This is a genomic window from Methanosarcina acetivorans C2A (assembly GCF_000007345.1).
Taxonomy (GTDB): domain Archaea; phylum Halobacteriota; class Methanosarcinia; order Methanosarcinales; family Methanosarcinaceae; genus Methanosarcina; species Methanosarcina acetivorans.
The window spans coordinates 2,026,974-2,039,419 of the sequence record NC_003552.1 but is presented as its reverse complement, the minus strand read 5'-3'; the positions used below and the strand labels follow the sequence as shown (position 1 = coordinate 2,039,419).

At 39.8% G+C, this 12,446-nt stretch carries 12 protein-coding genes; 6 read left to right on the top strand and 6 right to left on the bottom strand.

The window, feature by feature from the left end; all coding sequences use genetic code 11:
• The first annotated feature begins 287 nt into the window (after positions 1 to 287).
• Positions 288 to 677: a hypothetical protein gene (locus tag MA_RS08830; RefSeq protein ID WP_011021704.1), complete on the top strand. Its 390-nt coding sequence runs from the start codon at positions 288 to 290 to the stop codon at positions 675 to 677.
• Between the two features lie 132 nt (positions 678 to 809).
• The gene (locus tag MA_RS08825) at positions 810 to 980 is read left to right on the top strand and encodes a hypothetical protein (protein ID WP_226990803.1); all 171 of its coding nucleotides are present in this window, start codon (positions 810 to 812) and stop codon (positions 978 to 980) included.
• A gap of 109 nt (positions 981 to 1,089) precedes the next feature.
• On the opposite strand, the gene MA_RS24470 is transcribed toward MA_RS08825, so the two are convergent.
• Together MA_RS24470 and MA_RS08815 are read right to left on the bottom strand one after the other, a co-directional pair.
• On the bottom strand, positions 1,090 to 1,968 hold the full coding sequence (locus tag MA_RS24470) for a tetratricopeptide repeat protein (RefSeq protein WP_011021703.1): 879 nt from the start codon (positions 1,966 to 1,968) through the stop codon (positions 1,090 to 1,092).
• A gap of 300 nt (positions 1,969 to 2,268) precedes the next feature.
• Entirely contained in the window at positions 2,269 to 2,946 is a 678-nt protein-coding gene (locus MA_RS08815; protein WP_011021702.1) for an ATP-binding protein, read from the bottom strand.
• Between the two features lie 539 nt (positions 2,947 to 3,485).
• Here MA_RS08815 and MA_RS08810 point away from each other — a divergent pair.
• Positions 3,486 to 4,727 carry a hypothetical protein gene (locus MA_RS08810; RefSeq protein ID WP_011021701.1) on the top strand — a complete coding sequence of 414 codons (1,242 nt, stop codon included), beginning with the start codon at positions 3,486 to 3,488 and terminating at the stop codon, positions 4,725 to 4,727.
• A 256-nt stretch (positions 4,728 to 4,983) separates the two neighbouring features.
• A complete protein-coding gene (locus tag MA_RS08805; protein ID WP_157860138.1) occupies positions 4,984 to 5,202 on the top strand; it encodes a hypothetical protein in 219 nt (72 codons plus the stop codon).
• A gap of 236 nt (positions 5,203 to 5,438) precedes the next feature.
• On the opposite strand, the gene MA_RS08795 is transcribed toward MA_RS08805, so the two are convergent.
• From MA_RS08795 to MA_RS24465, 3 genes are all read right to left on the bottom strand, one after another.
• Positions 5,439 to 5,702, bottom strand: coding sequence for a type II toxin-antitoxin system RelE family toxin (locus MA_RS08795; RefSeq protein ID WP_011021698.1), 264 nt, complete (start codon positions 5,700 to 5,702; stop codon positions 5,439 to 5,441).
• Entirely contained in the window at positions 5,699 to 5,908 is a 210-nt protein-coding gene (locus MA_RS08790) for a hypothetical protein (protein WP_011021697.1), read from the bottom strand. The genes MA_RS08795 and MA_RS08790 overlap by 4 nt, the downstream gene beginning before the upstream one ends.
• Positions 5,909 to 6,820: 912 nt before the next feature.
• On the bottom strand, positions 6,821 to 7,942 hold the full coding sequence (locus tag MA_RS24465) for a tyrosine-type recombinase/integrase (RefSeq protein WP_011021696.1): 1,122 nt from the start codon (positions 7,940 to 7,942) through the stop codon (positions 6,821 to 6,823).
• 8 nt (positions 7,943 to 7,950) lie between these two features.
• Between MA_RS24465 and MA_RS08775 the strand changes: the two genes are divergently transcribed.
• Together MA_RS08775 and MA_RS08770 are read left to right on the top strand one after the other, a co-directional pair.
• The gene (locus MA_RS08775; RefSeq protein ID WP_011021695.1) at positions 7,951 to 9,345 is read left to right on the top strand and encodes a PFL family protein; all 1,395 of its coding nucleotides are present in this window, start codon (positions 7,951 to 7,953) and stop codon (positions 9,343 to 9,345) included.
• 747 nt (positions 9,346 to 10,092) lie between these two features.
• A complete protein-coding gene (locus MA_RS08770; protein ID WP_226990852.1) occupies positions 10,093 to 11,205 on the top strand; it encodes a hypothetical protein in 1,113 nt (370 codons plus the stop codon).
• Between the two features lie 338 nt (positions 11,206 to 11,543).
• Here the strand turns inward: MA_RS08770 and MA_RS08765 are convergent, their stop codons facing one another.
• The gene (locus tag MA_RS08765) at positions 11,544 to 12,440 is read right to left on the bottom strand and encodes a hypothetical protein (RefSeq protein WP_011021693.1); all 897 of its coding nucleotides are present in this window, start codon (positions 12,438 to 12,440) and stop codon (positions 11,544 to 11,546) included.
• Positions 12,441 to 12,446 lie beyond the last annotated feature (6 nt).

Below are 12,446 nucleotides of genomic sequence, written 5' to 3'. Positions count from 1 at the left end.
AGGACTTCTGGCTGGCCCGGGAACCTCCCTTAGAAAGTACCTGGAATAAGAACCTTCATAGATGGACCATATCTGCAAGCATAAACCCTTATGAACTCTCGGTAAAGTCAAGTAGAAAAACGTTGGAGTCCTGATTAATTGCTGCCGGGATTCTTGAGTCTACAATATGTTTGCGTCAAGGTCATGACCTTTTCCAAAATTTTAAGGGATGTATCTGAATTACTAAATCTAACACTGGCGTTAGGAGGCAGATTAGATTCCTTTGCCTTAAACAATCGGAGATTGTAATGGCTGAAATCGTAAAGAAAAAGGAGCAGATCAATGCAACCGTATCTCCTTGGATCAAAAAGCGATGTTTAGAATTAGCTGAAACTCCTGAATTTTCCAGTATTTCTGATGTAGTATCACAAGCACTATCCGAGTTCTTCGGAAAGTATGATTACATAAAAACTAAAGAATCAAAGGAACGTGAAGATCGAATTCCAGATTTACTTGATGCTCTTATGAAAACTAAAGAAGGTCAGGAATGGCTTAAATGTGTTTTTAAAACAGGAAAGCAACTTGAAAGCGGGCAACCAACTGAGAAAATAAAGAATACACAAAATCCCAGAAAGAAAGAAGAAGAAAAAGACGAGGAAGAAGAGGAAGTAGTAGAAGAAGAATTTATTTTGGGATAATTTTTTGGTCGTCTATCATGACGGGAGAAAGTTTTCCTCCTCCGTATGTAGGGCTGTCACTTTTTGAATGTGGACGGATTTCAATCTGCCCAATATCATTAAAATCATATGGGAAAGAATAAAGGGGAATTTATGTTTCCTTTTGCAGGGAGGACAGCATATAAAAGACTCCATAAAAGACTCCAGGCTTACTGTGAACGTGCCGGGATTCAGAAACGACCTTTCCACGCATTAAGAGCGACCTGCATAAAGTCGCCCAGGCGCAGGCTGGACTCCGGAAGAAGCTACAAAGCTTACAAGTGAAACTCTTAGGGTTATTCAGGAACATTATAGTATCTCTTCATCTGGAGCGATGCAGGAAGCTGCAAAAATGAAATCTATCCATAAATGGATGAAATTTAGGAATAAGATCTCAATTCTCACTTTTTCCTTCCATATTAGTGATACATTGCACGAAATTATTTCTTATAATAATAGTGTTTGGATGGTTTGATCCTAGCACATTTTCCATTATTTCAAGCGCCCGTTGATAAATTGGAAGTGCCTTCTCGTACTCCCCCATCTGACGATAGAGTAGGGCGAGATTGTTTAAAGTATTTGCAACATCTGGGTGTTGTGGCCCAAGAACCTTTTCCACTATTTCAAGCGCCCGTTGATAAATTGGAAGTGCCTTCTCGTATTCCCCCATATTATCATAGAGTCCTGCGAGATTGTTTAGGGTTGTTGCAACAGAGGTGTGTTCAAGTCCGAGTTTTGCTTCCAGAAGTTGTAGCATGTCTTCATACAGAGGGGCAATTAATTGCCAGAATGCTGCTCTATTAAATGGATCTGAAACAGTAATACACCAGTCGAACATGTCTCTGATTTCAAGTGCCTCTTTTGCGTGATAAAAGGCTTCTATTAGTGCTGTTTCGTGTTCTGAGGTGATGGATTTTATGTCGAGTTTTTCCAACTTATCGTTATAAAAATTAAATATGATTTTGTGAACACTTTTTTTCTCTTGATTTCCCTGATGTTTTTGCAAACCCTCTCTCATTATATCGTGCATGGACCATCTTTCACCGGTTTCTTTTTGAATAAAAGAAAACCTGCAAAGTTTTGAAAAATTAGTTACCGGATAATTGATTTTACCTGCTAATGCTTCAAATAGGTCAAAGTCCCAGAAATGAGCTATAGATAATGCTTCAAGCATAGGTTCTTCCTGGGGATCCAGGTAATCAATGAACCTATTAATTACCTGTTCAGGTGTTTTTGCAAACTCTTCAGGTGAGAGTTTCCCTTGTTTACTCATTTCTTCGTAAGTGTCTGCTACGATGTTGAGGAAAAGGGGAAGTCCCTTGCTACTATTGACTATTACTTCCCGAATTCTCGAATCTTTAATATTGCAGTTATCTAAAAACTTCAGAGAATATGGTTCCTTTAGTTCTTTAGGGAGATATGGATGAATATAACTCTTCCAATTTTCATCAGTTTCTACCCAGCGCAGTTCTTCCTTCCCACCGAATACCCATATAACACCTGGCAGTTCCGCTACAAGTTCTCTTATCCACTGGTCCCTTGAATTGTAATTGCTTTTGTATTTCTTTTCTTTCTAAAGGGCTTCATATGTGTCTACAAAAATCACGGCAGGTTTTGAGGTATATTGCAGATGATTCCAAAAATCTCTTGCCCAGTAGAGATGAAGGTTTTCCTCTATATAGGTCGGATCTTTTTCAGCAAGTTTACGAATTTCTTCTTTTTGGCTGTTCCAGAATTTTTTAAATTCCTTTGACGCTCTGTAAATATTTTTTAAAATTAGAGATATTATGCTACTGCTAGCTGGGTCACTGATGTCCAGCATGGAAATTCCAAGCTCTTGAAATAAACTGTAATTGTCTTTCTGGAGGGGGATTTCAGGGTGGGATTTTTGCCAGTAAATTGAATGTGCGATTTCAAAAAAGTGGAACTTTACTCTATATTTTTTCTGAAATTCCTTTTTTAAAGTTACAAGGAATGTTCCCTTTTCCATGAGAGTTTCAGTGTTGAGATTGATTGAAGCCCAATCAATCGGAAGATGCTGGTCAGTGAGGTTATATTCTTCTATAACTTTTTGTAATTCGCTTATCAACCTGGATTTTCCAACTCCTGAAACTCCATAGTAAACCTGTACTCTGTACGTTGTCTGTCGAGTATTTTCAATCGCATGCTTAAAAAGCTCAATGCATTTTTCTCTGTTAACAAATTCTCTTTCTGTTTGTTCAACAAGACAACCTTTGCGAGTGATAGACACTCAATCCCTCCGAAAATCAGTCCCTGCTTTACTAAGTTTCAATCTTCCAATATGTTTGAACTTGAGCTATATTACTCTACTGAAATCTTTCGATTTCAAAAATCAGACTTGTCTTGTTACAGGAGATGGAACAAAAGTTCTTCCCATTAAAAAGTGTTACAAATTGAAACAGAGAGACACAGATTCGGAGAAAAGGCCTTTTTAGATTATAAAGAAAAACCCTACGCTATTAACTGTTTTTTAATATTTCTCCGGCAGCCTGTTCAAATCTGAAGATTTTTTAAAAGAGTTGAAAATTTCAGGCATTGGTTCACAACCAAGATGAAAAGGTCTGGATGCTTCAGAGCTGCAATCCAAGAGCTCAGATACATAAAATATATTCTTCAAATAGGAATTTAAAAAAGTATTTAGGGAAATATATTTCCTTGTGGCAAATTTTAAAAAGAAGATTCATAAAATACAATGGAGATTTTTACTTTTTGAAAGAAAAGAAAACACAAAATTTTGTTCAGGTTTGGGTGTTGATCTGAGGTTTAATTGTGCGTTGGAATTGGAATAAAACATTGGTTGGGATGTTCAGATTAGGTTTAATGCTTTCATCTTTTTCATTTGTCGATCAGAATGAATTGTTGCTTAATAAAGCATTCTTACCGCAGATACCAGTAGGACTTATTTTATTACTTATTCTAGGAATTTTCATATTGCGGCATGCTTATAGAACGCTAAAATGGTATTCTGCATGTTTTAAAGCAAAAAGATATAGAACAAATGTGCTTGTTCATTTTTGTTTATATTTGGTAGTTTTCTCAATTGCACTATCCATTCCTGTAGCTTTAGGCACGACACCATCAACACATGAATACATATCACAAAATAGTCCACACAATGATGAAGTGCACCCTGTTACTAAACAGCCTACTGAATCATCTAGCACTACCGAGTCAGTGACACCAGCAGTCGATACATCGAATTTTAAGACCAAACCAAAGACTGTAGATTACACTTACATTTTGCATGGTAATCGTGGACATATAACATATACTGTATATGGCGGTCTCAACGATTATTTGAAAGGATTACCTAGATCAATGACTTATTATGCCACACCGCCAAAATATATTGATTTCATCCTGAGGGGCTTAAACGATGAAAATCAAAAACAATACCTTGACCCTCTAGTTGATGAAATTAAAAGTATTACACCAAATCAAGATGATCAAGCAAGGATTGCAATAAGTCTTGTTCAAAACATCGATTATGATATGGCTGGTTTTAGGTCTGATAACATCACGGGAAAATACCCTTATGAAGTTCTATACACGGGTTGTGGTGTGTGTTCAGAAAAATCAAAGTTGCTTGCATATCTATTGAGAGATCTTGGATATGGAGTTGTGATATTCCATTTTGATTCTCACGAAGCAGTAGGACTGAAGTGCCCTCAACAATACAGTTATAAAGGCACAGGTTACTGCTTTGTTGAATCTACTTCACCGACTATTATAACTGATAGCAATGGAGACTATTATATATCTGGCACCAGTGATGCGACAGCCAAATTACCTGATGAGTTTAAGACATTGCAGATATGTGATGGCAATTCATTTGATAGTGTTTCGGAAGAATATAATGATAATATAAAATATCACAACTTGTACAGTAAGATGAATTCATACCCCGGCACGACCTTAAGCCAATCTGATTACAATGCATGGAAATCTTACCATGAAGAATGGCAAAAGTTAGTAGATAAGTATGGGATCAAGTTTGATGTAACTTATTAAAATTAAATATTACTTTCAGTCAGCTTGTAGATTTATTATATATTTTAGGGACTTTTTTATCTGAGAAAGCAGGAAAATCCCTTCCTTAAAGTTTCAGGGAAAAATAGTTGCTTGTCCGTAGAAAATGTGGGGTTGAAAAATGTACATCAAAGCGCGTTGCCCTGTCTGTGGCACAGATGTATATCATGATCTATATGTACATGTCCAGAAATATCGACGCCTGGGTTCACAGTCGCATAGATACAGGATCACCAAAATGGAAATACAAGATTCTCAGTCAGAAAATGAATTGGTATATAATATTCTACAAAGCCTGGAAAATACAATTCACAATGGGATTAAAATAGAGGTTCTGACAGGAATTTTAAAGGAAGACTACGGAGTTACAGAACCATGTTGTAGAGACCTTATAGAAAAAATCAAAATTGAGCTTGATATGTACTGCCCTGATATGGAAACATTATATTTTGTGTAGTTGTTATTTGGAAGAACTGCATCAATCCTGGAAGCTTTGGTCCTGCAGCTACAAGGAAAGTGGGAAAGTGGAAAGGAAATCTTTTTTGCAGGCTATTTCCCGGGAAATAATGTTACAGAACCTGCAGGACCCTGGTCCTGGGAAAGTCATGGTCCTGGACTAAAGCTCGAGATCTTGCCGGCAAAAAAAGTCTTAGAAGAATTTTTCGGAAAAAGAAAGGAAAAGGCAAAGGAATTTCACTTATATGCTTTGTCATGAGGACTGAACTTCAAAAAAGTGATGGTTTCATTAGTATTATCTATTTCATAGATTAAAACGAAGTGGCCAATGTGAACTCTGCGAAGTCCTTTAAGTACATTCCGCAAAGGTTTTCCACACTCCGGATTTTCTAGAATACTGTTGACAGTTTTCTTAAAACGGCCATAAAGAACAGGATCCTTTTTGAAGAAGATCTTTGTTTCTTTTTCAAAATCGGGTGATAAAACTACCTGATATGTCATTTTTCAAGGTTGCTAAAAAAGTCATCTACTGTGTTGAACTTGATACCTTTCCCGTTAAGGACTTTCTGCCTACTGCATTCAACCTCTTTAATGAATTCAGGGTTCAGGCATTCTTCCGGAGGATAAGCTTTTTTAGTACCAAGATGAGTTTTTTTGGTACCATATTTTTTACCGCTAAACTTACGGAGAACATGAACGCTTTTCATATGAGAATACTCTTGATTTATGGATATATAAGATTGTTGATTGGACCCTCATGAGAACCATTTTCTTAGAGTAAGGGAAGTGCAGCTGCAAGGAAGATCTTCCTGGAATCAGGAAGTTTTTCCCCCGGGTACAAGGAAGAATTTCTCTCAGGGTATTGCCCTTGAAGGGCAGAGGCTGCCAAGCAGCACAAAGAAAGAGATACATGAAAGACCCTATTAAGATATCCTTGGAAGGTCTTCCTCCGGATCCAGACTTCCAGAATCTTGGCGCCTAGGAAAGTCCTGGTCCTGACCTGAAAGCTTAACCTGAAAGCTTGATCTTAAGCTTGCGTTAAGTTTTCCTACAAGGAGCTACTAGGAAAGACATCTTTTATCTCTTTTTCATCTCTTTTTCAAGAAGATTAATGTCAAGCACCTTCTGAATATAACTTATTTAAAACTATTTATGTCTGAAACTTCTGAGATTTCAGATTTGTAAATATCAAAAAAATCTTAAAAGCCCGTATGAGGTCTTAGGATGCATTCTAAAAAAACGCCAAAGATCGGAAGAGAATAAACTTTACTTGTTTTTCTATTTTATAAATTATTATTGTAAGTTCAGTTGGATGCGAAATATTTATCAATAGTAAAGTAGTTGTAGTTATTAGTAAATCAACTTTTCTTGATTTGCCGTCGATTAATTATGTAAACCTCAATTCAGAGAGTAATTTGCCATTTTACTCTCTGAATAGGATGTTAGTTTTTTAACCTCCATTCATTTTCCGGAATCGGGGATTTAACCTCCAGCTATTTTTCCTCCTTTCCGTTTTTCTATTTTCTCAATTTTTTATTATCCGATATCATTTTCGGCATTGATACATTTTACTGAGAAATTATTTTCAACCCACATAAAACAGCGAAGAGCCCTATTTCTTATTTTTGCTTTTCTATTTCCGCCATAATCAACTTCAATATTCCTGGGTCTTGCATTACTGCTTTCATCATTTCCAGATTGAATTCTGCCGTTCCCTGCTCAATTGAAGAGGCCGTTTGTGCACTCAAAGGCATTCCACATTTGAAACAAAACTGGTTTTTGCCGTCCTGCAGCTCTTTACAACGGGGGCATTTCGCAGTTTTCAGCCGGTCATCGTCTTCAGAGTCTTTTATATCAATGCCGTTTAACCGCAGAATGGAGTTGTCTATGTCTCGCCCGGATAAATGAGTGTATATGCTAGTCATGGTTGATGATTTAGTCCAGCCCATGTATTCCTTTAACTGGGCCTCTGTTAGGTGTTCACTCAAGTGTGTGGCTCGCGTGTGTCTGAAATTATGAGGATGCAATTTTTCTACCGGGATTCCAGCTCTTTTTCCTATTTCTTTTAGTTGATCGTGAATTCCCGTGTTACTAAGTTTACCGAAGGGAGATCGGAGAGAGCAGAAAACAAACGCATCTCTATTGTCTTTCAACGGGTGACAATCTAACCACTGCCGCAGATAAGAAGCTGCAAATACAAGTCTAATCCTTCGAGACCCTGTTTTGCCTTCCGTGATGTTGACAACAACCCCGAATTCATCAAATACAATATTTCTGATCCTGACAGCCAGTAATTCCCCTTTCCTTGCGCCGGACTCGTAGAAGGTTGCAACAATAGCCGAGTCTCTGGGGTTTTGACAGGTATCTATCATTGCCTCAACTTCTTCTTTTGTGAAGATGTCTTCGGGGAGCTTGTTATTCTTCGGTTTTCTTATCTTAAAAGTAGTTTTCAGGTATGGATTAACAAAACTCAAAAACTTTCTAACTTGAATTCGGTTTCTGGCTTTTGTGAACTCTGAATACTTTTTCTCTACTCCTTTCTGTTTGAATGTATGTTTTTCAAGCTCGTCCAGATAATCAAACACATCATCCTCAGAGAAAGACTCTAAAAGCTTGCCTTCCTTATCACACCATTCAATGAAATGCTTGATAATATGAGCAGTGAGGTTAACAGAGCTTTGACCCAATCCGTCAGCTTTGCATTTACGTATATATTTAGTCGCATATTCAGAATTTTTCATATAAGGAGATGATTTCTATAGCATTTAAACACTATGGGTTTTATTCGCCTTCTAGTAATGAAATCCTGGAAACGATTCAGATGGTCAGGATGGAACACCTGGATATCAGGACCGTCACCATGGGGATCAGTCTCAGGGACTGCAGCCATCCGGACCCTGAGGTTTTCAACGAGAATATCTATGAAAAAATAACTTCCAGGGCAAAGGAGCTTATCAGGACAACGAATGAGATCCAGAGCCTTTATGGGATTCCTATCATCAACAGAAGGATTTCCGTAACTCCCATATCCATAGCAGCCGAAAGCTGCAGGTCTCAGGACTTCGTTTCCGTTGCAAAGACAATGGACGAAGCTGCAAAGGAGGCAGGTGTGGACTTTATAGGGGGGTTCAGCGCGCTTGTCCACAAAGGAGAAACCCGGGGAGATCTCAAACTGATAAACTCCATTCCCGAAGCCCTCGCATCTACTGAGAAAGTTTGCTCATCCGTAAATGTTGCAACAACAAAAGCGGGCATCAATATGGATGCAGTCGGTTTGATGGGAAAAGTAATCAAAAAGACTGCAGAACTGACCGCTGAAAGGGACGGGATAGGCTGCGCCAAACTGGTGGTTTTTGCAAATGCCCCCGAAGACAACCCCTTTATGGCAGGAGCTTTTCACGGAATAGGCGAGCCCGAATGTGTTATCAATGTGGGTGTTAGCGGGCCGGGTGCGGTTAATACAGCTGTTTGCGAGCTTGAAAACCCGAACCTTACGGAAATCTCCGAAACGATCAAAAAGACAGCTTTCAAAATCACCCGTATGGGGGAGATGGTAGGAAAGGAGGTCTCGCGAAGGCTTGGAGTGGAATTCGGGATCCTTGACCTCTCGCTTGCTCCAACTCCGGCAATCGGGGACAGTGTTGCCGCAATTCTCGAAGCTATGGGGCTCGAACGCTGCGGGACCCATGGGACAACGGCGGCCCTTGCCCTCCTGAATGATGCTGTAAAAAAAGGCGGAGCAATGGCTTCTTCTTCCGTAGGAGGCTTAAGCGGAGCTTTCATCCCTGTCAGTGAGGACGCAGGCATGATTGAAGCAGTTAAAGCCGGGTCCCTTACGCTTGAAAAACTCGAAGCAATGACCAGCGTATGTTCTGTGGGGCTTGATATGATAGCAGTCCCGGGTGATACTTCAGCTGCTACCCTTTCCGCAATCATTGCTGACGAAATGGCAGTTGGAGTAATCAACAAAAAGACAACAGCCGTCCGTATCATCCCGGCTCCGGGAAAAGCCGTAGGAGATTCCGTAGAGTTCGGCGGGCTGCTCGGAAGTGCACCTATTATGCCAGTAAGCAGTTTCAGTTCCGAGACTTTCGTAAATCGGGGAGGAAGGATTCCGGCTCCCATCCAATCTCTGACCAACTGAAGTATTATCCCTTAAATAAGGGACCTCGGGTAGAGTTACTGTTGAGCATAACGAACTGTTGAGCATAACGAACTGTTGAGCATAACGAACTGTTGAGCATAACGAACTGTTGAGCATAACGAACTGTTGAGCATAACGAACTGTTGAGCATAACGAACTGTTGAGCATAACGAACTGTTGAGCATAACGAACTGTTGAGCATACTTTCATGGAGTCAGAACATGCTGATTTTCAGTTCTTACCGGCATTAATTACCAGCCCATGAAGGGTGAAAAACAAAACAATAGCCTTCAATTGATAAAAATGGGTTCTCTGAAATCTGTTCGTTAATCCTTTAAAAAGATGGCTATTGAATTGTTTTCCTCTTGAACTGTTTTCCTCTTGAACTGTTTTCCTCTTGAATTATTTTCCTCTCGAATTGTTGCAAGCGGATCTGGAAACGAGAACATGAATATTGTTTTCTCTTCTTTGATTTTAGTTGTTCAGGCATTTTGTTCTTTTGAGGTCTTTTTCAAATATTTTTTGTAAAATCTTCAAAAGCACATTATTATAAAATACTTATTAAATATAGAAAAATTTTTCATCATTTACACTGTTCAATTATGGACATCATTTTTGTTTTATCCTCTATTTTTGGAGGTTGTTGGGATGTCTCAAAAAGTGGCTTGAAGAACATGAGTTATTAACAAAGGAGAGAGTTATTTGAACCAAAAATGCTTGAGAATAATAATTTTGCCGCTTCTTTTGGTGTGTCTTACAGATATATCAGGAGCTGAGCCGGGCAGCAAAACTTCAGGAAACTCAGCAGTTATGGACTACACCGAAGGCGGGCACTATGAGACCGACTTCGATGCCAGTTTTATGTCGGAATGGTGGTACCAGAACGGGGACATGCGGCTTGTTGGGGAGGACGGAGAAAAGAAAAACCTTGCCTTTTTTGTCGTACTTGTGCACCAGGAGTCTCCGTCGCTTTTTTATGATTCTGAAACTGAGACACAGTTATCGAATCTGGTGACATTCTATGGGCTTTATCCATATGGAGAGGATGCTTCTCACAATTATACCCAGATTTTTGTGCCAAGGGATACAGTTGAAAATTACGTTGGATTCCATGTGCCTTACCTTGATTTCACTTACCCGGAAGGTTTAAGGAAATTTTACGGTTCAGCCCTTAAAGGGTATCGGCTGGATTATGCTTACGATAACGTTCAGTTGAACCTGTTCTGCAAGCCGTTTGCCGAAAAAACAATAGATAGTGCCGCAGAGCCTGTCAATTTCACCACTTATGAATACGCTTATGGAAAAGTTCATGGTAGTGTGGTGCTCAACGGCAAAAAATATAAGGTTACACAGGCGGACGGGTACTTCGACCATATGATTCCCTATACAGATGAACAGCTTGTTTGGGAATGGGAATTGCATGGGTGGAGCTGGTCAGAACTTACAACGGATAATTACCAGACAGTGTTCTATGGGGTCAGAGGAACCGAGGATGGTTATGATGATTATACATATAAACATCTGACTCTGATAAACAAACATACCGGGAAGGTAATCGCAGAGTACTCCGGGGATGAAGTGAGTATCAGCCAGGGGGACTGGGTAGACACGAAAGTAAAAGGGCACGATGTGGAAAGACCGGCCAGCGTCCAGATCTCTGCCCCTGACCTGAATATCTCCATAAGTGCTCAAAGTGTTATCCAGCTTGATAGGTCTTCCATGGAACAACCTGTGGGATTTGTTGATTTCATGTCCTTCCAGCCCGATGAAGCAACAATTGAGTATCAAGGGGATCTTGAGCAGGGAAGTGCATTCTATGAATATATGATCTCTGACTGGGTTATTTTCCCTCCAGAGTAAATGCCGCAAGTTGACGGGAAATAAAGCAAGTTGACGGGAAATAAAACAAGTTGGCGGGAAATAAATGTTGCAGCTTCAGATTTGTAGCTTCAAACCTGTAAATTTTGTATTTTGCAGAAAATTTCCCCTTTTACATTTTTTTCTCTTTGGTATGAAAGTACTTTCAATTACTTTCATTATTTGTGCCTGCTATTCGAAGAATATTATGTGTGTTTTTTATTTGGAGCAGCCAATCTACTTCCAATGCAACCTGTAGCTCCCACCTGAAGTTTTTTCATTAATATTTAAGCGAGATTTCAGGTTTAATGTTTAAGTCAAAAGTGTTTTTTCCTTCTTTTTTACTTCGAGTCTGTCCACAGCGCTCTCATCATTTCCCTGATATTTTCTATTTTTTTGATGCTGGATTCATCATTTATAATATCAAGTTCGTTAAAGGATTCAAGGGCAATCTTTGCCGCAATCGAGGCATCGTTCAGGTATCTTTTTCCCGCACTGCTCATAATTGTCTGAAGAGCGGACGCAGCCTGGAAAACGGCATTTTCCATCTCCTCTTCATCAGCACTTTTTCCGATCTCTTCAATGGAAGCTGCGATACTCCCGGTTGCGCTTTGAAGGTTTTCTTCCATTGCTGCTGCTGCCATCTCTTCCAGCATAAGTTCGGCTCCTATTGCAGCTTCTTCAAGGGTTTTCTGAGCAGCCAGTTTCCCAGTTTCTCCGAGGCAGGTGGCACATATGGCAGCATTATCCGAAACATCAGGGATTTTCATTCTGGCAACCGCTTTTCCAATTTCCCCAAGCCCGATTGTAACGGCAAGGGTTTCTCTTTCCCTGTTAAGGAGAGCCGCCGTATTTCCGCTTTTCCCGAGCATTGAGGCTGCAAGTTTGGCTACCGTCTCAAGTTGCTGTTCGGCAGCGATTTTTCCGATAGTTCCGAAAGAAAGCAGAACCCTGACAGTTGTGCTTTCCATGTTCTGTTTCATTGAGCACTGGAGCATCTTTTCCAGGGACAGGAGAGCATTGACTGCTGCATTTTCCATTCCCTGAAGGGCTGCAGCCTTTCCTATTTCTTTTATGGAAGATATCGCCTTCTCGGCTTCCAGTTCTTTTCTTTCGCTAAGATACTCTTTACCGATCTCTGTCAGGGAAGCAAGAGCCTGGCTGACTCCTTCATCAAAATCCTCCTCGATAGAAGCCAGCCCCTTACTCACTGCTTGATCGTTCTCTCCTGAAAGCATGGCTTT

Bases quoted from the DNA above. Each gene is read 5' to 3' on its own strand.
- MA_RS08830 (WP_011021704.1), top strand. From the start codon at position 288: ATGGCTGAAATCGTAAAGAAAAAGGAGCAGATCAATGCAACCGTATCT.
- MA_RS24465 (WP_011021696.1), bottom strand. From the start codon at position 7,942: ATGAAAAATTCTGAATATGCGACTAAATATATACGTAAATGCAAAGCT.
- MA_RS08805 (WP_157860138.1), top strand. From the start codon at position 4,984: ATGGAAATACAAGATTCTCAGTCAGAAAATGAATTGGTATATAATATT.
- MA_RS08765 (WP_011021693.1), bottom strand. From the start codon at position 12,440: ATGCTTTCAGGAGAGAACGATCAAGCAGTGAGTAAGGGGCTGGCTTCT.
- MA_RS08825 (WP_226990803.1), top strand. From the start codon at position 810: ATGTTTCCTTTTGCAGGGAGGACAGCATATAAAAGACTCCATAAAAGA.
- MA_RS08790 (WP_011021697.1), bottom strand. From the start codon at position 5,908: ATGAAAAGCGTTCATGTTCTCCGTAAGTTTAGCGGTAAAAAATATGGT.
- MA_RS08775 (WP_011021695.1), top strand. From the start codon at position 7,951: ATGATTTCTATAGCATTTAAACACTATGGGTTTTATTCGCCTTCTAGT.
- MA_RS08795 (WP_011021698.1), bottom strand. From the start codon at position 5,702: ATGACATATCAGGTAGTTTTATCACCCGATTTTGAAAAAGAAACAAAG.
- MA_RS24470 (WP_011021703.1), bottom strand. From the start codon at position 1,968: ATGAGTAAACAAGGGAAACTCTCACCTGAAGAGTTTGCAAAAACACCT.